This window comes from Caldanaerobacter subterraneus subsp. tengcongensis MB4 (genome assembly GCF_000007085.1).
Taxonomy (GTDB): domain Bacteria; phylum Bacillota; class Thermoanaerobacteria; order Thermoanaerobacterales; family Thermoanaerobacteraceae; genus Thermoanaerobacter; species Thermoanaerobacter subterraneus.
The window spans coordinates 579,837-600,564 of record NC_003869.1; the positions used below are offsets into that span (position 1 = coordinate 579,837).

Here is a 20,728-nt window from a genome sequence, read left to right on the forward strand (position 1 = left end):
TAAAGAAACACAGTCTAAAACGATAAATAATGGCATAAAAACATAATAATCTGGGAAAAATCATAAATAATCGGCCAAAACAGCCCAAAATGGGCTATAATCAGGTTTGATATGTTTTACCACTTAAATTAATATAGAGATTGGAATTAGCACTCATAGAAGTTGAGTGCTAACAAAGGAAGGAGGAGGGATAAAGGTATATGAGACTAAAGCCACTCGGAGACAGAGTAGTAGTTAAGGTTATTCAGTCTGAAGAAGTCACAAAAGGCGGAGTTATTCTACCGGGCACAGCTAAGGAGAAACCGCAACAAGGAGAAGTTGTGGCAGTAGGACCAGGTCAATACATAGATGGGAAAAGAGTAGAGCCAGAAGTCAAAGTTGGCGATAGAGTGATTTTCTCCAAGTACGCTGGGACGGAAGTTAAATTGGATGGCGAAGAATATTTACTTTTAAGAGAGAGCGATATTCTAGCAATAATCGAATAAGGAGGTAGTGAAAATGGCAAAACAGATCAAATACGGTGAGGAAGCGCGCAAGGCTTTAGAAAGAGGAGTTAATGCTGTTGCTAATACTGTGAAGGTAACACTGGGTCCAAGAGGAAGGAATGTAGTACTTGACAAGAAATATGGAACTCCTACTGTTACCAATGACGGTGTTACAATTGCAAGAGAAATTGAATTAGAAGACCCATTTGAGAATCAAGGTGCTCAGCTTTTGAAAGAGGCTGCAACGAAGACAAATGATGTAGCGGGTGATGGTACGACTACAGCAACCCTTCTAGCCCAAGTAATGGTTCTGGAAGGGCTTAAAAACCTTGCTGCGGGTGCCAATCCAATGCTCTTAAGAAGAGGTATGGCAAAGGCTGTGGAAGCCGCAGTCGAGGGTTTAAGAAGGATTTCTAAGCCTATTGATAATAAAGAGTCAATTGCACATGTAGCTGCTATTTCAGCTGCTGATGAGGAAATTGGACAGCTCATTGCAGAAGCAATGGAGAAAGTTGGTAAAGACGGTGTCATTACAGTTGAAGAGTCAAAGACTATCGGTACAACTCTTGAAGTTGTAGAAGGTATGCAGTTTGACAGAGGTTACATCTCACCTTACATGGTAACAGATGCAGAGAAGATGGAAGCAGTACTTGAAGAGCCTGTAATACTCATCACAGATAAAAAACTCTCTAGTGTGCAAGACTTATTGCCATTGCTAGAGCAAATAGTACAGCACGGAAAGAAACTTCTCATAATTGCTGATGATGTGGAAGGAGAAGCTTTGGCAACATTAGTTGTTAACAAGTTAAGAGGTACATTCTCCTGCGTGGCTGTAAAAGCTCCTGGTTTTGGCGACAGAAGAAAGGAAATGCTCCAGGATATTGCTATCTTGACAGGTGGGCAAGTAATTTCTGAAGAGTTGGGTTATGACTTAAAAGATGTGACATTAGATATGTTAGGCCGTGCAAGACAGGTAAAAGTCACAAAAGAACATACAACGATTGTAGGTGGAGCAGGTAATCCAGAAGATATCAAGAAGAGAATTAACCAGATAAAGGCTCAAATTGAAGAGACTACTTCAGATTACGATAGAGAGAAATTACAGGAGAGACTTGCTAAACTAGCTGGCGGCGTAGCAGTTATCCAAGTAGGTGCTGCAACAGAGACAGAGCTCAAAGAGAAGAAACACAGGATTGAAGATGCATTAGCAGCTACAAAAGCAGCAGTAGAAGAAGGTATAGTGCCTGGTGGTGGAGTAGCACTTCTTAACGTAATAGAAGATGTGCAGAAAGTAGTTGACTCATTAGAAGGAGACTTCAAGACAGGGGCCAAGATAGTATTGAAAGCTTTAGAAGCACCTGTAAGGCAGATTGCTGAAAACGCAGGAGTTGATGGTTCAATAATCGTAGAAAAGATTAAAGCTGCTAAAGATCCGAACTTCGGATACGATGCATACAGAGAAGAATTTACAGATATGATCAAGAGAGGTATTATAGACCCGACAAAAGTTACAAGGACAGCACTTCAAAATGCTGCTTCAATTGCTTCAATGATACTCACAACAGAGGCTATAGTAGTAGATGTGCCAGAGAAAGAAAAAAGCAATATTCCCGGGGCAGGAATGGACATGATGTAAAGGCTGAGGCTTCCTCAGCCTTTTTTGATTTTCTGCCCTTGACAGATTTTATATTGTCTGATAAAATGAATCTGTACTGAGGATGTGCGCCCGTAGCTCAGAAGGATAGAGCAGCAGTTTCCTAAACTGCGTGCCGGAGGTTCGAGTCCTCTCGGGCGCACCATTTTAAAACTTGTATATTAAAAATGACAACATAAAATGATAACATAAGGATTCTAGCAGCAAAAGTTAGAGTCCTTATTTTTATTGCAAAGCTAAAAATCAGTAATAACCTTGTGATAATAATCACCTGTGATAAGGAAGAAGAAGTAAGAGAATTCACAACTCTTTTTGCATTTTAAAGAATTGAAAATTTTTATCCCTACTTTTAAAAAGAGGTGATCTCTCTATTATCTTATAACCTAATTTTTCATACAATTTAATCGCCTTTTCATTTTCTATCTCCACATCCAACACTATCCTTTTGCACTTTAGTTTTCTCGCCTCTTGCTCTATTTCCTCTAACAGTTTACTTCCTAATCCAAGACCTCTAAACTCAGAATATACTGCAATATTGCTCAGGTAGTATTCTTCTTTTGTGATTTTCCCTAATATACTCTCAGCTTTAAATAAATAAGGAAGTTTTCTGAGAAAGTCCCCTTTCAAATATTTAGCAAGAAGTATACCAGTATTTAGTTCTTCTTCTATCTTTTGTTCAAAACTATATCCTAAAACCATTCCTGCTATTTTGTTATCTATTTTAACAAAGATTGAATGCTCAAAACTGAAAAAATTTTTAGGTTGTTTAAATAAATTTTCCATTAGCTCTTTTACTTTAGGTCCAAAAAGATAAGGGAAGAAAGAAGGAGCGGAAAGGAAAATAAGTTCAGAAAAATCTTTTGCATATTCAAGTTTTCCTCTTTTTATAAGGATATTGTTCATTTTTTACCCTCCACATGTTCTCAAAGCTTTTTGGATTATACCATAATTCTATCATATCTTTTAGTTCACAAAAGCAATTATCATTTTTGTGTAAAACTTCGTATTCATACTGCGAGATACTGTAGGATTTCAGCAGATAATGAAGCAGAAAATGTGATTGGAATTAAAAAAGCCCCTATCGAGTACTGCTGTTACTATTGACGAAAAAATTCAAATTTGATATATTGAATAATAAAATTATCGAGAGGAAGGGGAAAATAAGACAGGAGCCTGAATGAGTTTTTCTTCAGGTTTTTTCTTACGCTTTGAAGCTATAAATTTTTGAAGCCTTCTAATTATTTAACAAAGACTTTGTCTATGAGGTGTGTTATAATAAAATGCAAAGGAGATGGAAGTATGGAGGATAAGTTTGTAAAGGAAGGTCTGACCTTTGACGATGTGCTTCTAATTCCTGCCAAATCCGACGTTTTGCCTAAGGATGTGGACCTAAAGACTCGGCTGACAAAGAAGATCACTTTAAACATTCCTTTAATGAGCGCCGGCATGGACACGGTGACAGAAGCACGGCTAGCTATAGCTATAGCTAGGGAAGGCGGAATAGGGGTAATTCACAAGAACATGTCCATTGAGAGGCAGGCAATGGAAGTAGATAAGGTCAAAAGGTCGGAACACGGGGTAATTACAGACCCTTTCTCTCTTTCTCCTGACCACACCATAAGAGATGCAGCAGAGTTAATGGCACGGTATAAAATTTCTGGGGTTCCAATCACAGTAGATTCCAAACTGGTAGGAATAATCACAAATAGGGATATAAGGTTTGAAGACGATCTAGACAAGCCCATAAGAGAAGTAATGACAAAAGAAAATCTAGTAACAGCGCCTCCGGGGACGACTTTAGAAGAAGCCAAGCAGATTTTGAAAAAACACAAAATAGAGAAACTGCCTTTAGTAGATGAGAATAACGTACTAAAAGGGCTTATCACCATCAAAGACATAGAAAAAGCTGTAGAGTTTCCGAACGCAGCAAAGGATGAAAAAGGAAGGCTTCTGGTAGCCGCAGCTGTTGGTGTCGGGAAAGACATGATGGACAGGGTTAAAGCGCTGATAGAAGCAGGAGTAGATGCAATTGTGGTAGATACTGCTCATGGCCATTCTACAAGAGTTTTAGATGCTGTAGCAAAAATAAAAGAGAAGTACCCAGATGTACAGCTTATTGCAGGAAATGTTGCTACTGCGGAAGCCACTAGAGATTTAATTGAGAGAGGAGCAGACGCCGTAAAGGTTGGAATTGGACCTGGTTCAATATGCACTACGAGAGTGGTGGCTGGCGTAGGGGTTCCTCAGATAACTGCCATTTACGAATGCGCTAAAGAAGCCGACAAATACGGTATTCCCGTGATTGCGGATGGAGGAATAAAATATTCAGGGGACATTGTAAAAGCCATCGCGGCAGGAGCTTCTGTTGTGATGATAGGTAGCTTGTTTGCTGGAACAGAGGAAAGCCCTGGCGAGATAGAAATATACCAGGGCAGAAGCTATAAGGTCTACCGCGGAATGGGCTCATTAGGGGCTATGAAAGAGGGGAGCTCAGATAGATATTTCCAGGAAGAAGCAGTGAAACTGGTGCCAGAAGGAGTAGAGGGAAGGGTACCCTACAGAGGGCCTTTGAGAGAGACTGTTTATCAATTAATTGGCGGTCTTAGAGCAGGAATGGGATATTGTGGAGTCAAAAACATTGAGGAGTTGAGGACTAAAACTAAATTTGTAAGAATAACACAGGCAGGGTTAATTGAAAGTCACCCTCATGATATAATTATTACGAAAGAAGCTCCTAATTATAATTTGAGATAAGAGGAGGATTTTGATGGGGATTAAGCGCGAAACCATTTTGATTTTGGACTTTGGTGGCCAGTACACTCAGTTAATTGCCAGGAGAATAAGAGAAGCTAATGTGTATTGCGAGATTGTGCCTTACGATATTTCTCCTGAAGAAATAAAAAAGATAGATCCAAAGGGAATTGTGCTTTCGGGCGGACCTGCAAGCGTTTATGTGAAAAACGCTCCTAAGTGCGATAAAGAAATTTTTGAATTGGGATACCCTGTTTTAGGGATATGTTATGGGGTTCAACTTATGACTGAGCTTCTAGGAGGAAAAGTTGCGCCTGCTCCTGTCAGAGAATACGGCAAGACGGAGGTTGTGATAAACAATACAATTCCGCTTTTTAAAGGGATAGAGAGAGATACCATTGTGTGGATGAGCCACACTGACCAAATTGAACTCCCTCCTCCAGATTTTAAAGTTGTGGCTTCTACTGAAAACTGTCCTATTGCAGCTATTGCCAATGTAGAAAAAAAACTCTATGGTGTTCAATTCCATCCAGAAGTTTCCCATACTCACAGGGGCACAGAGATAATAAGAAATTTCCTGTTTGAAGTGTGCGATTGCTCCGCTGATTGGACGATGGATTCTTTGATTGAACAGACTGTAAAAGAAGTGAGAGCTAAAGTAGGTAATCACAAGGCTGTATGCGCTCTATCGGGCGGTGTAGATTCAGCTGTTGCAGCAGTCCTTGTAGATAGAGCTATACACGATCAGCTAGTGTGCATATTTGTAGATACTGGGCTTTTGCGGACAAACGAAGGGGATATGGTAATTGAAACTTTCAGAAAGAATTACGATATGAATATAATAAGAGTTGACGCAAAAGACAGATTTCTCTCGAGGCTTAAAGGAGTTACTGACCCGGAGGAGAAGAGGAAGATCATTGGAAATGTTTTCATAGAAGTTTTTAAAGAAGAAGCCATGAAGATTGGCGATGTAAAGTTTTTGGTTCAGGGGACTTTATATCCTGATGTGATTGAAAGCGGGCATGGGATTTCATCTACCATAAAAAGTCATCACAATGTCGGCGGACTTCCTGAAGATATCGGATTTGAGTTAATTGAGCCTTTACGAATGCTTTTTAAAGATGAAGTCAGACAAGTAGGTAAGGAATTAGGGATTCCCGATGAGATATTGTATAGACAGCCTTTCCCTGGCCCCGGACTGGCTGTGAGAATTGTAGGAGAAGTTACAGAAGAAAAATTAGAAATTTTAAGGCTGGCTGACAGCATAGTTCAGAGAGAGATGAAAAGATTTGGATGGTACAATAAGGTGTGGCAGTCGTTTGCTATTTTGCCTGGAATAAAGAGTGTGGGAGTAATGGGGGACGAGAGGACATACGGTTATGCTATAATTTTGAGGGTTGTAGATAGTATGGACGGTATGACGGCTGATTGGACAAAACTGCCTTATGAAATTTTGGAAAGCATCTCTACCAGCATTACGAATGAAGTGCCGGGAGTTAACAGGGTTTTATACGATATAACTTCAAAGCCTCCTGCTACTATAGAGTGGGAATAAAAACGAACATTAAAAGAAATTTCTTTAAAAAAATTCGTAGTATCTATTGACTTTTTGTTAAATAGTTGCTAAGATATATTTAGAAAAATTTAATAAGAAGCACTCATATAATCCCGAGAATATGGCTCGGGAGTCTCTACCGAACAACCGTAAATTGTTCGACTATGAGTGAAAGTGTACCTAGGGTTCCAGCCTGGCAACAGGCGTTCGGTCCGAGCGGTACAGGTATATGGGTTTCCATATACCACACCTTAGGGATAAAAGCCCGGGAGGATAGGTTTCACTCTATTCCTGCCGGGCTTAATTTTTTCTAGAAATTAAAAAAGGAGGAAAACTAATGAAAAACAAGTCAAATATGCAAAACGGACTAATTGAAAGATTATTTAAATTAAGAGAGAGAAACACAGATTTTAAGACAGAAGTTTTAGCAGGTGCTACTACTTTTATCACTCTGGCTTATATAATATTTGTAAACCCACAGATTTTAAGCGAAGCCGGAATTCCAAAAGAGGCTGCTATTGCTGCCACTATATGGTCTTCGGCAATTGCTACGACTCTTATGGCTCTTCTAGCAAATTATCCTATTGCTGTTGCGCCAGGCATGGGATTGAATGCTTTTTTTACCTATACAGTAGTTAAGCAGTTTGGACTGCACTGGACTGTAGCGTTAGGAGCCGTGTTTTTTTCAGGAGTAGTCTTTTTGGTTCTCACTGTCACTAAGATAAGAAGCTGGATAATAGAAGCTGTTCCTCCTTCACTGAGGTCGGCTATTCCTGTCGGAATAGGATTTTTCATAGCTTTTATAGGACTTATAAATGCAGGGATAGTTGTAAAATCTGATGCTACTTTGGTGGCTTTTGGGCATATTTTAAAGCCTGAGACTCTACTTTCTATTTTTGGACTTATACTGGCAGCTGTTCTGATATCTAGAGGTGTCAGAGGAGCTCTCATAATATCAATTCTAACTACCACAGTGGTAGCTATGATATTTGGCGTTTCACCTCTTCCTAAAGGGATAGGCGATGTGATAAGCCTTCACATACCGAGTCTTGCACCCACATTTGGAAAACTGGATATCGCAGGAGCTTTTCATTACGGACTTTTAAACATAATTTTCACTTTCACAATAGTTGAACTTTTTGACAACATGGGGACTTTGATGGGGCTTCTTAAGAAAGCAGGATTGCTAGGAGAAAAAGGTGAACCTCCAGCTTTAGGAAGGGCTTTTATCTCTGACTCTGTTGGGACGATGATTTCGCCAGTTTTAGGGACATGCACTGTGACTTCTTACATTGAAAGTGCTGCTGGCATTGCAGAAGGAGGAAAAACTGGATTGACAGGCATTACAGTAGCAGTGTTTTTCCTGCTAGCACTTTTCATAGCTCCTTTGGTAGGGCTAGTTCCAGCATTTGCTACGGCGCCAGCTTTAATAATAGTTGGAGCTTTGATGATGACAGAGATAGTTCACATAAACTTTGAAGATTTTACAGAAGCTTTTCCTGCTTTTATTACTGTAATAGGAATGCCTTTGACTTACAGCATTGCCACAGGATTGGGCTTGGGGTTTATCTCTTACACATTGGTTAAACTATTATCAGGCAGAGCTAAAGAGATACACTGGATGATGTATGTAATTGCTGCTGCCTTTACAATAAATTTTGTTTTGAGATAAGAGGGGTTTTCCCCTCTTATTCATCAAAATTTAAAATAGGAGGTTTTTATTGAAAATGCCAAAAATTGCTGTGGTAGTGGGTAGCAAGTCAGACCTCCCTGTAATTGAAAGGTGTACAGATATTTTAGATGAATTTGGAATTTCATATGACGTAAAAGTTCTGTCTGCCCATCGAACTCCTTTTGAGACGCAGGAATTTGCAGTAGAAGCAGAGAAATATTACGACCTTATAATAGCGGCGGCAGGAAAAGCTGCTCATCTCCCAGGGGTCATTGCTTCTTACACTTTACTTCCTGTCATTGGGCTTCCCATCAAGTCTTCCACTCTAGATGGACTGGATTCTCTCCTTTCAATTGTGCAGATGCCAAAAGGAGTTCCAGTAGCTACGGTTGCTATAGATGGAGCTGAGAATGCTGCTCTTTTAGCCTGTCATATTCTCTCTTTGAAGTATCCCCATCTAAAAGAAAAGCTTGCTAATTACAGGGAGAAAATGGCGGAGGAAGTGTTAAATAATTAATATTGGAGGTTATAGCAGTTGACGATAATCATGCAAAGAGGTATAATTTTAATTAGGTGATAATAAATGTTATTAAGTATGCAAAAAGTAAGAGAAATATACTCGATTAGTCGAAGGACACTTATAAACTGGGAAAAGGAAGGATTAATTACTCCTGTTAGAACTCCAAGAGGTATAAGAAGGTATAGAAAAGAAGACATAGAGAAGTTATTAGGTATGATAGAAGAAAAACCAAAACCCAAAGTAGTTTTGTATGCAAGAGTATCCACAAAAAAACAGGAAGAATATCTTAGGAATCAAATTAGAAGGCTTGAAGAATACGCTAATTCCCAGGGATGGCAGTATGAAGTTATACATGAGATAGCAAGTGGAGTAAATGAAGATAGAAGAGGCTTATTAAAGCTTTTGAACAAGATAAAAAGAGGAGAAGTTGAAAAAGTTGTAATAGAATATCCAGACAGACTTGCGAGATTCGGCTTTGAATATCTTAAATTTTTCATGGAAAGTTTTGGAGTAGAGCTTATAGTTTTAAACGGGAAAGAAAACGAAGAAGATGTAAATAAAGAACTAGCAGAGGACTTAATAGCAATAGTAACATCTTTCGCAGCAAGAATTTATGGGAAAAGAGGTGGCAAAAAGCGTGATAGTAATACAGACTAAGCTCATTTTTCTAGATCAAGAAGACAAACAAATAGTATTAGACTTAATGAGAAGATGGTCATCCTGCATGAGATACGCATACAAAAGGCTTTTAGAAGGTTATGATAGAAAAACGCTAAAAAGAGACCTTCAGGGGATGTTTGACTTAAACTCGAGATATGTAGACGATGCAATAATGAAAGCAAGAAGCACACTAGAATCTGCTAGAGAATTAGGTAAGAGTCCAAAGAAAGTCATTTTTGGTGGGAAAAAGCTTTTTAAAAAGCTCCAAAAACGCCATATAAATGGAAAAGCATATGAAAAATTAAAAATTAGGTGGCAGGAGAGGAGGAAAGGAAATCTATATTCAAGAGGAGATAAAAGCAAAAAAGGAAATCTCAACACAAGAATAGAAGTAAAAGAAAATGGCACTTTCTTAAGGATAAACGTAGGTGAAAGAAAGTACGTATATACAAAAGTACAGGCAGGATGGAAGAAAAATAAAAACAGAGAAGAGATATTTCAGGAAATTTCCGAATCAAATATACCATACTCTGTAGAGCTAAAACTTAAAAATGGCAGTGTATACGCTTATTTTACTATTGAAGAAGAGTATCCGGAGATAATGATAAAAAAAGACAAAGGAGTTATAGGCATAGATTTAAATGCATATCCAGACAACATATCATGGGCAGAAACAGATGAAAAAGGGAATCTAATAAGCTATGGGAGTATACCAATGCCAGAGCTTGCAAGTGGCAATAAAGACAAAAGAGAATATTTCAGATGGCAGTATGCTCATGAGATAGTAAAGATAGCAAAAGGGAAAGGAAAAGCAATTGTAATCGAAGCATTGGACATAAAAAACAGAGGAGAAAGAGGAGATTTTTCAGGAAGGAAATCAAGAAGGATAAGACACAATTTTAGCTACAAATCACTTTTAAAAAAGATAAAAGTTTTAGCAAAACGAGAAGGGATAGAAGTAATAGAAGTCAATCCTTCTTACACCTCAATAATAGGGATGTTAAAATATGCACCGCAGTACATGATAACAAAAGATATAGCAGCAGCCTATGTAATAGCAAGAAGAGGATTGGGACTGCAAGAAAAGATACCAGATAATTACATGAAGTTTCTCAACACATTAACTGTAGAAGAATTAGAAGAATTAAAAGAGCATGTAAAGAAAATAGTCAGAAACAAAAAGTTAAAGAAGAAACATTTAAAAGAGATAAAGAAAGCAATAAAGACATTGCAAAGCCTTGAGAGTGAGCCAGGGAGGGTGCTAAAACCTCTGGATGGAACAAGTTTTAGTGCCCATGATTTCTGGCAAGTTCTCAAGGTAGCGGTGGTAACGCCACTCTCTCCTGAGAAGGTACCAAGAGACTTCTCTGTCCTGAAGGAATTATTAATTCAGGGCAAGTGGGGAGACCCGTAAGGGCGCGAGTTCCTGCTTCCTGGGGCAGGGGCTATGGGAGTGCTTAAATACCGCCTGCTGGGAATAGGCACTCTCTGAAAAGGCGGACTATAAATAGCCCAGCCTTCTAAACTAGTGCAGTTTTGCACAGTTTAGATGACCAGGTAAGCTGTATGGAAAAGAAAGAATTGCTTTATGAGGGTAAAGCTAAAAAAGTTTATAAGACGGATAAAGAAGATTACTACATCATAGAGTACAAAGACGATGCCACTGCTTTTAATGGATTAAAAAAGGGGGTAATTGAAGAAAAAGGAGTCGTCAATAATAAAGTTTCCTCAATTTTGTTTGAATTTTTAGAAAAAAGAGGGATTCCTACCCACTATGTGAAAATGCTGAAGGACAGAGAGATGCTTGTCAAAAAAGTTACAATTTTTCCTCTGGAAGTTATCATCAGAAATTATGCCGCAGGTAGTATTTGCAAAAGATTAGGGCTTCAGGAAGGAATAAAATTTAAGGAGCCCGTTCTAGAATTTTGTTATAAAAACGACGAACTTGGAGACCCTATGATAAACGAATACCACATCAGGGCTTTAGAACTTGCTACAAGAGATGAAATTGACCTTATAAAAGAGAGAGCTTTTAAGGTGAACGAAATTCTGTCAGAGTATTTTCTATCTAAAGATATAATCCTAGTAGATTTTAAGTTAGAATTTGGAAAAAATCAAGAAGGGATATTGTTGGCAGATGAGATTTCGCCAGATACCTGCAGGTTCTGGGATAAAAACACTATGGAAAAACTTGATAAAGACAGGTTTAGAAAGGACTTAGGTCAAGTAGAAGAAGCATATTTAGAGATTCTGAGAAGGGTCCAGCAGGTTTAAACTGAAAAGTTGAAGGGTTTAAAAAGTGGGAATTTCACTTATGTGTGCGGTGCCTTAGCGAAAATTATCTTTTGGAAAATTAAAATAGCGGGTGTATAATTATGAAATATAAAGACGCAGGGGTAAATATAGATGAGGGAAACAAGTTTGTAAAGATGATAAAGCCTTTTGCAGAAAAGACAATAAAAGAAGGTGTTTTAGAGGGAATTGGGGGGTTTGCAGCTCTTTACGAGATAAAGAATTATAAAAATCCAGTGCTTGTGTCTAGTACAGATGGAGTTGGAACGAAACTTAAAATAGCCTTTATGATGGATAAGCACGATACTGTAGGGATAGACTTGGTGGCTATGTGTGTAAATGACGTGATTGTAGTGGGAGCAAAGCCCCTCTTTTTTCTAGATTATTTTGCTACTGGAAAGTTAGAAAGCGAAAAAGCGATACAGGTCATTAAAGGAGTAGCAGAAGGGTGTGAAATTGCTGGGTGTGCTTTAATTGGAGGTGAAACTGCTGAACTTCCTGGTTTTTATAAAGAAGGGGAGTATGACCTAGCAGGGTTTTGCGTGGGGATAGTGGAAAAAGAAGAAATAATTGACACTTCTTCTATGGCGATTGGAGATGTAGTAATAGGGCTTTCTTCCTCTGGACTTCACAGCAATGGCTATTCTCTTGTGAGAAAAGTATTTTTTGAAAAAAACAATTTTTCTATAGAAGATTACGTGCCAGATATAGGCAAAACCTTAGGAGAAGTTCTTTTGACACCCACTAAAATATATGTAAAATCTGTGGAAGTTTTGAAAGGATTAAAAATAAAAGGAATGGCTCATATAACAGGAGGGGGCTTTATTGAAAATATTCCTAGAATTTTGAGAAAAGGCGTTTCTGCAAGAATATACAAAGGGAGCTGGGAAGTGCCGATTATCTTTGACATGATAAGAAGGCTTGGAGAAATAGAAGAGAAAGAGATGTACAGGACTTTCAATATGGGTATTGGAATGGTAGTCATAATTGATAAAGAAGAAGTGGAGAAAGCTCTAAAAAGGCTTAAAGAAGTGGGAGAGACAGCTTTTGTGATTGGAGAGATTGTGGAGGGAGAAGGCGGTGTGATTTTATGAGGCTTGTGGTAATGGCATCGGGTAATGGCACAGATCTGCAGTCAATAATCGATGCCATTGAAGCTGGTTATATAAAAGCTCAGATAATCGGAGTGGTGAGCGATAAAAAAGAAGCCTATGCGCTTGAAAGAGCTAAAAAACACGGCATTCCTGCTTACTGCCTTCGAAAAAAGGAATTAAAAGAAAATTTCTTTAAAGAGCTTTTGTCACTTCTTGAAAGCCTAAATCCCGACGGGATAATTCTTGCAGGTTTTTTAACAATTTTAAGCGAAGAGATTGTGGAAAGGTTCCCAAATAAAATAATAAATATTCATCCCTCTCTTATCCCTGCCTTTTGTGGAAAAGGATTTTATGGAATGAGAGTTCATCAAGCGGTTTATGATTATGGCGTTAAATATACTGGATGTACAGTGCACTTTGTGGACAAGGGCACAGATACAGGGCCTATCATTCTCCAGGAAGTGGTAAAGATAGAGGAGCATGATACCCCCGAAAGTATTGCCAAAAAAGTTTTGGAAGTAGAGCACAAAGTCCTGCCTTATGCGGTTAAACTTTTTGTTGAAGGGAAATTAAAAGTGGAAGGTAGAAGAGTGAAAGTACTTGACAAGGAGGATTTGTGATGTCAAGGAGAGCGTTGATAAGTGTTTCAAAAAAAGATGGAATAGTGGAATTTGCGAAAAAGCTTGAAGACCTGGGTTATGAGATAATATCTACTGGCGGCACTTACAATCTCCTTAAAGAAAGCGGTGTAAAGGTGATAAAGGTCTCTGAGGTTACGGGTTTTCCAGAGATTATGGGAGGAAGAGTAAAGACTTTACACCCCAAAATTCACGGTGGAATTCTTGCTGTGAGAGACAAGAAAGAGCATTTAAAAGACCTTAATGATCATGGCATTGTTCCTATAGACTTGGTAGCCATAAATTTATACCCCTTTAAAGAGACTATTTCCAGGGAAAAGGTTGCTCTTGAGGAGGCAATTGAAAATATTGACATTGGCGGGCCTGCCATGATAAGAGCGGCGGCAAAGAACTATAAATATGTAACTGTCCTTGTGGATCCTGTAGACTATGAAAAAGTGATTGAGGAAATAAAGCTTTATGGGGATACAAAAGAAGAGACGAGGTTTTATCTGGCAGCGAAGGCTTTTGGTCATACGGCTTTTTACGATTCGCTCATATATGAGTATTTTAGAGAGAAGACTAATATGGAATTTCCTAAAGTCATCACTTTTGCCTATGAAAAAGTGCAGGATTTGAGATATGGGGAAAATCCGCACCAAAAAGCGGCCTTTTACAAAAACCCGGTCAAATCTTACGGAATTGCAGAATGCCTGCAGTTACACGGAAAAGAGCTTTCTTTTAACAACATAAATGATGCAAATGCTGCAATAGAACTTGTGAGGGAATTTAGTGAACCTGTGGCGGTCGCTATAAAACACACCAATCCCTGTGGCGTAGCTGTTGGGAATAGCATATATGAGGCTTACTTAAAGGCCTATGAAGCTGACCCCGTTTCAATTTTTGGCGGAATTGTTGCCTTTAACGGAAAAGTTGATGTAGATACTGCGAAAGAGCTTGTGAAAATATTTCTAGAGATTGTAATAGCTCCAGATTTTGAAGAGGAAGCTTTAGAGATATTAATGTCTAAGAAGAACTTGAGAGTGCTCAAATTGAAGGAAGGCTATTACAGAGAATTTGACCTCAAAAAAGTAGAAGGAGGAGTGTTAGTCCAGCAAAAGGATGAAATAGATTTAGATGAAAGTAGTATCAAAGTCGTAACTAAAAGGGCGCCGACAGGAAAAGAAATGAAGGATTTGAAGTTCGCCTGGAAAGTAGTAAAGCACGTCAAGTCAAATGCTATAGTTTTAGCAAAGGATGGGGTTACTGTAGGCATTGGAGTTGGGCAGGTCAACAGGATTTGGCCTACTGAGCAGGCGATAAAACAGGCAGGAGAGAGGGCGAAAGGAAGTGTCTTAGCATCAGATGCTTTCTTCCCCTTCCCTGATGTAGTTGAAGCGGCCGCAAGAGGAGGAATTACTGCAATAATTCAGCCTGGCGGTTCCCAGAATGACCAGCTTTCAATTGAGGCAGCTGACAGAGCAGGTATTGCGATGATTTTTACTGGAATAAGGCATTTTAAGCATTGAGGAGGGGTTGACTTTGAAAGTATTAGTAGTTGGGGGAGGAGGAAGAGAACACGCAATTGTGCACAAGCTTTCCCAAAGCGATCGGGTAGAAAAAATTTACTGTGCACCTGGAAATGCAGGGATTGGGCAGCTAGCAGAGTGCGTAAATATAAGTGTAGAAGAAATAGAGAAGCTAAAAGAGTTTGCTTTACAAAATAAAATAGATATAACAATAGTGGGACCGGAGCTTCCATTAGTAGAGGGAATTGTGGATGAGTTTGAAAGAACTGGACTTAAGATTTTTGGTCCGAGCAAAAAAGCAGCCATGATAGAAGGGAGCAAGTACTTTGCAAAACAGATCATGGCAAAGTATGAAATACCTACAGGAAGATTTAAAGCTTTTGACAGGTATCAAGAAGCCCTGAAATTCTTAAAGGAAACATGGTATCCTGTTGTGATAAAAGCTGATGGATTAGCGCAAGGAAAAGGGGTTTTCATAGTAAGAGACTTTATTGAGGCGAAAGAGGTTCTTGACCTCATGATGAAGAAAAGAGTTTTCGGGCCATCAGGGGATATAGTAATTGTGGAGGAGATGCTTTACGGCAAAGAAGCTTCTATATTTGCCTTTGTGGATGGGGAAAATGTTTTGACCATGATGACTGCTATGGATTATAAAAAAGTTTATGAAAAAGATGAGGGACCAAATACGGGAGGTATGGGAAGCATTGCCCCAAATCCTCACATAGATAAAAAGACTTTAAATGAAATTGAAGAGAAAATTTTAAAACCTGTTGTGTATGCGCTTAAGAAAGAGGGAATTGTGTATAAAGGCGTTTTGTATGCAGGATTAATGCTGACAAAAGAAGGACCCAAAGTTCTAGAATTTAATGCGAGATTCGGGGACCCTGAGACACAAGCAATACTTCCACTTCTTAAAACAGATTTTTTGGAAATAATAGAAGCTACGCTGGAAGGAAAGCTTAAAAATTTGAAGCTGGAGTGGGAAGATAAAAAGGCTGTATGTGTTATTGCAGCTTCAAAAGGATATCCTGGAGAATATAAAAAGGGCTTTGAAATACGGGGATTGGAAGAAGTGAAGGAAGCCTTTGTCTACCACGCAGGTACTTCTTTTAAAGATGGAAAGATTGTCACTTCAGGAGGAAGAGTCTTTGGAATTGTGGCTTTAGGGGATTCCTATAAAGAGGCAAGGGAAATAGCATATAGAGAAATTGAAAAAATATCTTTTGAAGGAATTTATTACAGAAAGGATATCGCGGCCGGGTACTAACCCGGCAATTTTTATGGTATAATACAAATAAAATGGGTTTCAAAAGGCGGTGGACATAATGCCTAAAGACCATGTCAAACTCTTTGATACCATCTCTCCCGTATATGCGTGGTTTTTTAATTCGCAGGTAGCTTATTATAGAAAGGTCATCAATATTTTAAAACAACACGTTCCATTAGAAAACTATAAAAGAGTTTTAGATGTAGGATGTGGCACAGGACCTTTGTGCTATGTTTTAAAAGAGGCTGGATTCGATACTTATGGAGTTGAGGTATCAAAAGGCATGTTGGACCAGGCTTTAAAAAGACTTAAGGGAATGGATATCAAAGCTTACAAAATAGAGCCAGGCGAGAGATTTCCTTTTGATGATAATTTTTTTGACATTGCCATTGCTTCGTATGTCGCTCATGGTATTAAAAAAGAGGAAAGAGAAATATTATATAAGGAGATGTCTAGAGTTGCGAGGGACTACGTAATACTTCACGACTATCACAGAAACAGGGATTTTTTAACCTCATTTGTAGAATGGCTGGAGGGAGGAGATTATTTTAATTTTGTAGAGCAGGTAGAAGAAGAATTAAGAAAAAATTTTGAAGGTGTGAAAGTGGTAGAATTGAGCAAGAGAGTTTCTCTTTACATATTGAAACCTTACAAAGATTTAAATTAGGGTGTGGTGGAATGGATTCAAGACCTATAGGAGTTTTTGATTCAGGAGTAGGAGGTTTGACTGTATTAAAAAGACTTATTCAGGTTTTGCCCGAGGAGGATTATATTTATTTTGGCGACACAAAAAGGGTTCCCTATGGAGATAGAAGTAAAGAAGAAATAGAGCTTTTTGCAGGTCAGATCATAAACTTTATGAAAGAAAAAAATGTAAAGGCGGTTGTGATAGCCTGCAATACTACGTGTGCGACTATTGACAAAGGAAAGTATGACATTGAACTTTTTGACGTATTAAAAGCTGGCGCAGAAAGCGGAGTTTATTGTACAAAAAATAAAAAAGTTGGAGTTATTGCTACGAAGAGGACGGTAGAGAGCAGAAGCTACGAAATCAATATAAAGAGCATAAATCCTCAAATTGAAGTTTACCAGAAAGCCTGTCCTGAATTTGTGCCTTTGATTGAAAAAGGCCTTTACAATTCGCATTTAGCTTATAAAGCTGCTAAAGATTGCCTTGAGGAGTTTAAAGGGAAAGAAATAGATACTCTCATACTTGGTTGTACCCATTATCCTTTGATGGAACCGATTATAAAGGCCATCATGGGAGATGGGGTTAAGGTGGTGGACCCAGCTGTAAGGTTGTCCCATGAAGTGAAAGAATATCTAGAAAGAAGCAGGATTTTAAATTTTGGTAAGAAAGGCAAAATAGAGTTTTTTGTAAGTGGCGATGCTGAAAATTTTAAAAGGGCCGCCGAAATGGTGCTCGGTAAAAAAATTGATGAAGTATTTATTGTGGATATTGAAAGATATTAAAAAAGGTGATGGATATGGACATTTTAAAAGAAGTTGAAAAAGTGGAGGAAGAGATAATAGGGATAAGGCGAAAAATACACATGCACCCTGAATTGGGATTTGAAGAGGTGAAGACTTCTGAACTAGTTTACAATTACCTTAAAGATATAGGGCTTGAAGTGAAAAGGCTTGCCAAGACTGGAGTAGTAGGCCTTTTAAAAGGAGATGGAGAAAGGACAATAGCTATAAGGGCAGACATGGATGCACTTCCCATACAGGAGGAAAATGAAGTCGAGTACGCTTCAAAAATTCCCGGGAAAATGCATGCCTGCGGCCATGACGTACATACTGCTATTCTTTTGGGAACAGCTAAAGTGCTTTCAAGGATTAAAAACGTTAAAGGGAATGTGAAATTTATATTTCAGCCAGCTGAAGAAACAACAGGAGGAGCCCTCCCCATGATTGAGGAAGGGGTGCTTGAGGGTCCTAGAGTTGACGCTATAATAGGGCTTCACGTTGATCCAGATTTAGAGGTAGGGCAAATAGGAATAACATACGGAAAAGCTTATGCCTCGTCTGACATGTTCGATGTGATTATAAAGGGGAGAAGCTCCCATGGGGCAGAGCCTCATAAAGGGATTGATGCACTTGTAATTGCAGCGAATGTGATAAGCGCTCTTCAGACCTTTGCAAGCAGAAAAACCAGCCCTTTTACTCCAATAGTTGTTACTGTAGGGACAATTAAAGGGGGATATGCGAGAAATATAATAGCAGATAGGGTTGAGATGTCAGGAATTATAAGGATGATGGAAGAAGAGAGAAGAGAGGAAATAGTAGAATCTGTGGAGAAGATGTGTAAAGACATAGCAAAAGCCTATGGAGGGGCTGCAGAATTCAGAAGGGTAAAAGGGTATCCTCTTCTCATTAATGACAAAGGATTTACAACCCTTGTAAAAAAGAGCGCTTCCATGATTGTAGGAGAGGAAAATGTCCTTGAAGTTTCTCCTTCCATGGGGGTAGAGGATTTTGCTTATTTTTTACAGAGAGTGCCCGGTACCTTTTACAAATTGGGCTGCGGTAATAAAGAAAAAGGAATAGACAAACCCTTACACAGCAGTAGGTTTGACGTGGATGAAAGATGTATAAAAGTAGGAATTGCTGTTCATGTGATGACAGTGCTTAATTATTTTGAGGGGAAATATTAAAAAATTTTTTGGAAAAACTTTAACCTTTTCATTTATAAATATTCCTTGTACAATGAGAAAAAGGTTTACCGCAGTTTTATTTATTAAGGTATAGTTATAATATTACAAAAATGCAGGAAAAATTTCGTGTAAATTAAAACTTGACATTTTTCATCAAATGTTGCATAATATTTGTCGGAAAACGCCTCTGCCGTTTTGGTAAGAGGAAGCCATAAGGTGTAAGTCTTAACCCCCCTCAAGTGTATTAAAAATTTCTCCCCCTAATCCCCCTTTAGTGCCGGCATATGCCGGCTCTTTTTGTTTTTCATATAAAAAAGGCGCTGCGAATAAACTATTGTGAGGTGTTTAGTATGCATGGAAGGTCCTTTATTCGCGGTGCCTTTATTTTAACAATTGCTCATGTGATAGACAGAAGTATAGGCTTTGTTTTCAGGATAATTTTATCCAACATATTAGGTTCTGAAGGCACAGGAATTTATCAATTAGTTCTCCCTATCTACTTTGTTTCTATTACTTTTTTAACTTCTGGTACTATGTCAGTAATTTCCCGCTTTATTTCGGAAGAAAGAGCAAAAGGGAACAAAAAGAATATGTTTAAAATTTTGAAAATTTCCTTTATTCTGGTGCTTATAGTGGCTTTTTCAGTCTTTGCTATTATATTCTTAAATGCCTGGTTCATAGCGGAAAAGCTTCTTCACGAACCGAGGACTCATCTTTCAATTCTCATTTTTGCGCCTGTTCTTGTAATTGTCACTTCTTCTTCAGTTTTTAAAGGTTTTTTTCAGGGTGCAATAAATATGGTACCGGCCTCTATTTCAGAAATCGTAGAGCAGATTGTGAGAGTTTCTCTGACTTTATATCTTCTGAAGCTATTTAGCGGAGCAAAACTTGAGTATCTTGTGGCTATAGCTATTTTTGGGATTTCTGTTGGAGAAATTGTAAGCTTTTTGATGTACATATTTTTCTATAAGAGAGAGGTAAAAATTATAGAAAGAGAAATGCCTTATGATGGAAAAGAATGGAGTAGTATTTACATTGCGAAGCTATTGGTGTTCACTTCAATACCAATAACTTTTTCAAAATTGATTGTGAATGCTCTAGATCTAGTAGAATCTTTGCTAATTCCATCCCGCCTTGTAACTTCTGGAGTTTCTCACAGGGAAGCAATGTCTGAATTTGGAAAGCTATTTGGCATGGCGATTCCCCTCGCTTATATGCCTGCTGTAATAACTTCAAGCCTTTCCACAACAGTGCTTCCCGCAGTTTCAGAAGCTGCAGCTTTAAAAAAATGGAAAGCAGTGCGTTTGAGAATTAACCAGGCTATAGGGTACACTACTTTAGTGGCATTCCCCGCTATTACCTTGTTTTTAATTATTCCAGATGAAATATCCAGACTTTTATATCCTTCTTCTCCTGGGGTAGGGGATTTTGTAAGGGTGGTTTCTTATGGCAGTATTTTCGCATTTTTAGAAACCGTAGTTGCTAGTATTTTACATGGTTTAGGGAGACAGAAAGTAGTCTTGCGAAATTCCCTGATATGGCTTGTTGTGTGCATTACTGGCATGTACTATCTGACTTCTATACCTTCCCTCAGGCTTTTTGGATATGTTTATACTTTTATCTTTGCAGATGCTCTCATTTTGGTTTTAAATTTCCTAGATTTAAGAAAGCTTACACGAGTGGAAATAGATCTTTCTAACTGGGTCATAAAGCCTCTTTTTGCTTCTCTAGCTATGGGAGTAACTGTGTTAATTACCCACAGTAAATTGTTGGCAACTAATGTTAATATGTGGATAAACCTCTCTTTATCAGTTTTATTAGGGATTATCGTGTATTTTTCAGTAGCTCAATTTTTGAGATTGCCTTATATTGAAGATTTGAGAAAAATGATTTTGAGGAAAAATTAGATAATGTAGAGAGAGTGCAAATAACTTTATGAAAAGCGCTTTTGATAAAATTTTTAAAAATATGTCAC

The 20,728-nt window shown here is 38.3% G+C and carries 18 protein-coding genes, 1 tRNA gene and 1 riboswitch; of the genes, 18 read left to right on the plus strand and 1 reads right to left on the minus strand.

All coding sequences use genetic code 11. From position 1 onward, the window contains the following. Window positions 1-200: 200 nt before the first annotated feature. The 3 genes from groES to TTE_RS02760 all read left to right on the plus strand — a co-directional run bounded on the left by groES (window position 201) and on the right by TTE_RS02760 (window position 2,284). A complete protein-coding gene (gene groES / locus TTE_RS02750; RefSeq protein ID WP_011024995.1) occupies window positions 201-485 on the plus strand; it encodes a co-chaperone GroES in 285 nt (94 codons plus the stop codon). Window positions 486-498: 13 nt separating this feature from the next. Further along, a complete protein-coding gene (gene groL / locus TTE_RS02755; RefSeq protein WP_011024996.1) occupies window positions 499-2,121 on the plus strand; it encodes a chaperonin GroEL in 1,623 nt (540 codons plus the stop codon). A gap of 86 nt (window positions 2,122-2,207) precedes the next feature. Further along, window positions 2,208-2,284, plus strand: a tRNA-Arg gene (locus TTE_RS02760). 155 nt (window positions 2,285-2,439) lie between these two features. Here TTE_RS02760 and TTE_RS02765 read toward each other — a convergent pair. Next, window positions 2,440-3,042, minus strand: a complete 603-nt coding sequence (locus TTE_RS02765) for a GNAT family N-acetyltransferase (RefSeq protein WP_011024997.1) — start codon at window positions 3,040-3,042, stop codon at window positions 2,440-2,442. 396 nt (window positions 3,043-3,438) lie between these two features. On the opposite strand from TTE_RS02765, the gene guaB reads away from it, so the two are divergent. From guaB to spoVB, 15 genes are all read left to right on the plus strand, one after another. Next, the gene (gene guaB, locus TTE_RS02770) at window positions 3,439-4,893 is read left to right on the plus strand and encodes an IMP dehydrogenase (RefSeq protein WP_011024998.1); all 1,455 of its coding nucleotides are present in this window, start codon (window positions 3,439-3,441) and stop codon (window positions 4,891-4,893) included. 13 nt (window positions 4,894-4,906) lie between these two features. Further along, window positions 4,907-6,445, plus strand: coding sequence for a glutamine-hydrolyzing GMP synthase (gene guaA / locus TTE_RS02775; protein WP_011024999.1), 1,539 nt, complete (start codon window positions 4,907-4,909; stop codon window positions 6,443-6,445). Window positions 6,446-6,528: 83 nt separating this feature from the next. Continuing rightward, window positions 6,529-6,630: riboswitch (purine riboswitch) on the plus strand. A 152-nt stretch (window positions 6,631-6,782) separates the two neighbouring features. Next, a complete protein-coding gene (locus tag TTE_RS02780) occupies window positions 6,783-8,117 on the plus strand; it encodes an NCS2 family permease (RefSeq protein ID WP_011025000.1) in 1,335 nt (444 codons plus the stop codon). A gap of 55 nt (window positions 8,118-8,172) precedes the next feature. After that, window positions 8,173-8,634 (plus strand): 5-(carboxyamino)imidazole ribonucleotide mutase, encoded by a 462-nt coding sequence (gene purE, locus TTE_RS02785; RefSeq protein WP_041587279.1) that lies wholly within the window; start codon window positions 8,173-8,175, stop codon window positions 8,632-8,634. 66 nt (window positions 8,635-8,700) lie between these two features. Continuing rightward, window positions 8,701-9,294 (plus strand): IS607 family transposase, encoded by a 594-nt coding sequence (locus TTE_RS02790; RefSeq protein ID WP_011025002.1) that lies wholly within the window; start codon window positions 8,701-8,703, stop codon window positions 9,292-9,294. Beyond that, window positions 9,275-10,711 (plus strand): IS200/IS605 family accessory protein TnpB-related protein, encoded by a 1,437-nt coding sequence (locus tag TTE_RS02795; protein WP_041587106.1) that lies wholly within the window; start codon window positions 9,275-9,277, stop codon window positions 10,709-10,711. The genes TTE_RS02790 and TTE_RS02795 overlap by 20 nt, the downstream gene beginning before the upstream one ends. A gap of 152 nt (window positions 10,712-10,863) precedes the next feature. Beyond that, window positions 10,864-11,571, plus strand: coding sequence for a phosphoribosylaminoimidazolesuccinocarboxamide synthase (gene purC, locus TTE_RS02800; protein WP_011025004.1), 708 nt, complete (start codon window positions 10,864-10,866; stop codon window positions 11,569-11,571). 101 nt (window positions 11,572-11,672) lie between these two features. Then, window positions 11,673-12,683 carry a phosphoribosylformylglycinamidine cyclo-ligase gene (gene purM, locus TTE_RS02805; RefSeq protein ID WP_011025005.1) on the plus strand — a complete coding sequence of 337 codons (1,011 nt, stop codon included), beginning with the start codon at window positions 11,673-11,675 and terminating at the stop codon, window positions 12,681-12,683. Beyond that, window positions 12,680-13,303 carry a phosphoribosylglycinamide formyltransferase gene (gene purN, locus TTE_RS02810; protein ID WP_011025006.1) on the plus strand — a complete coding sequence of 208 codons (624 nt, stop codon included), beginning with the start codon at window positions 12,680-12,682 and terminating at the stop codon, window positions 13,301-13,303. The genes purM and purN overlap by 4 nt, the downstream gene beginning before the upstream one ends. Next, window positions 13,303-14,829, plus strand: a complete 1,527-nt coding sequence (gene purH / locus TTE_RS02815) for a bifunctional phosphoribosylaminoimidazolecarboxamide formyltransferase/IMP cyclohydrolase (protein ID WP_011025007.1) — start codon at window positions 13,303-13,305, stop codon at window positions 14,827-14,829. The genes purN and purH overlap by 1 nt, the downstream gene beginning before the upstream one ends. A 13-nt stretch (window positions 14,830-14,842) precedes the next feature. Then, window positions 14,843-16,096: a phosphoribosylamine--glycine ligase gene (gene purD, locus TTE_RS02820; protein WP_011025008.1), complete on the plus strand. Its 1,254-nt coding sequence runs from the start codon at window positions 14,843-14,845 to the stop codon at window positions 16,094-16,096. A gap of 58 nt (window positions 16,097-16,154) precedes the next feature. Beyond that, complete coding sequence (locus TTE_RS02825; protein ID WP_011025009.1) at window positions 16,155-16,763, plus strand: class I SAM-dependent methyltransferase; 609 nt, start codon at window positions 16,155-16,157, stop codon at window positions 16,761-16,763. An 11-nt stretch (window positions 16,764-16,774) separates the two neighbouring features. Further along, complete coding sequence (murI, locus tag TTE_RS02830) at window positions 16,775-17,569, plus strand: glutamate racemase (protein WP_011025010.1); 795 nt, start codon at window positions 16,775-16,777, stop codon at window positions 17,567-17,569. A gap of 14 nt (window positions 17,570-17,583) precedes the next feature. After that, window positions 17,584-18,753, plus strand: a complete 1,170-nt coding sequence (locus tag TTE_RS02835; protein WP_011025011.1) for a M20 metallopeptidase family protein — start codon at window positions 17,584-17,586, stop codon at window positions 18,751-18,753. A gap of 350 nt (window positions 18,754-19,103) precedes the next feature. After that, window positions 19,104-20,660: a stage V sporulation protein B gene (spoVB, locus tag TTE_RS02840; protein ID WP_011025012.1), complete on the plus strand. Its 1,557-nt coding sequence runs from the start codon at window positions 19,104-19,106 to the stop codon at window positions 20,658-20,660. Window positions 20,661-20,728 lie beyond the last annotated feature (68 nt).

Bases quoted from the DNA above. Each gene is read 5' to 3' on its own strand.
- TTE_RS02765 (WP_011024997.1), bottom strand. From the start codon at position 3,042: ATGAACAATATCCTTATAAAAAGAGGAAAACTTGAATATGCAAAAGAT.
- spoVB (WP_011025012.1), top strand. From the start codon at position 19,104: ATGCATGGAAGGTCCTTTATTCGCGGTGCCTTTATTTTAACAATTGCT.
- guaA (WP_011024999.1), top strand. From the start codon at position 4,907: ATGGGGATTAAGCGCGAAACCATTTTGATTTTGGACTTTGGTGGCCAG.
- purC (WP_011025004.1), top strand. From the start codon at position 10,864: ATGGAAAAGAAAGAATTGCTTTATGAGGGTAAAGCTAAAAAAGTTTAT.
- purH (WP_011025007.1), top strand. From the start codon at position 13,303: ATGTCAAGGAGAGCGTTGATAAGTGTTTCAAAAAAAGATGGAATAGTG.
- TTE_RS02825 (WP_011025009.1), top strand. From the start codon at position 16,155: ATGCCTAAAGACCATGTCAAACTCTTTGATACCATCTCTCCCGTATAT.
- purM (WP_011025005.1), top strand. From the start codon at position 11,673: ATGAAATATAAAGACGCAGGGGTAAATATAGATGAGGGAAACAAGTTT.
- purN (WP_011025006.1), top strand. From the start codon at position 12,680: ATGAGGCTTGTGGTAATGGCATCGGGTAATGGCACAGATCTGCAGTCA.
- groL (WP_011024996.1), top strand. From the start codon at position 499: ATGGCAAAACAGATCAAATACGGTGAGGAAGCGCGCAAGGCTTTAGAA.
- groES (WP_011024995.1), top strand. From the start codon at position 201: ATGAGACTAAAGCCACTCGGAGACAGAGTAGTAGTTAAGGTTATTCAG.
- murI (WP_011025010.1), top strand. From the start codon at position 16,775: ATGGATTCAAGACCTATAGGAGTTTTTGATTCAGGAGTAGGAGGTTTG.
- TTE_RS02835 (WP_011025011.1), top strand. From the start codon at position 17,584: ATGGACATTTTAAAAGAAGTTGAAAAAGTGGAGGAAGAGATAATAGGG.
- TTE_RS02790 (WP_011025002.1), top strand. From the start codon at position 8,701: ATGTTATTAAGTATGCAAAAAGTAAGAGAAATATACTCGATTAGTCGA.
- TTE_RS02780 (WP_011025000.1), top strand. From the start codon at position 6,783: ATGAAAAACAAGTCAAATATGCAAAACGGACTAATTGAAAGATTATTT.
- purE (WP_041587279.1), top strand. From the start codon at position 8,173: ATGCCAAAAATTGCTGTGGTAGTGGGTAGCAAGTCAGACCTCCCTGTA.
- guaB (WP_011024998.1), top strand. From the start codon at position 3,439: ATGGAGGATAAGTTTGTAAAGGAAGGTCTGACCTTTGACGATGTGCTT.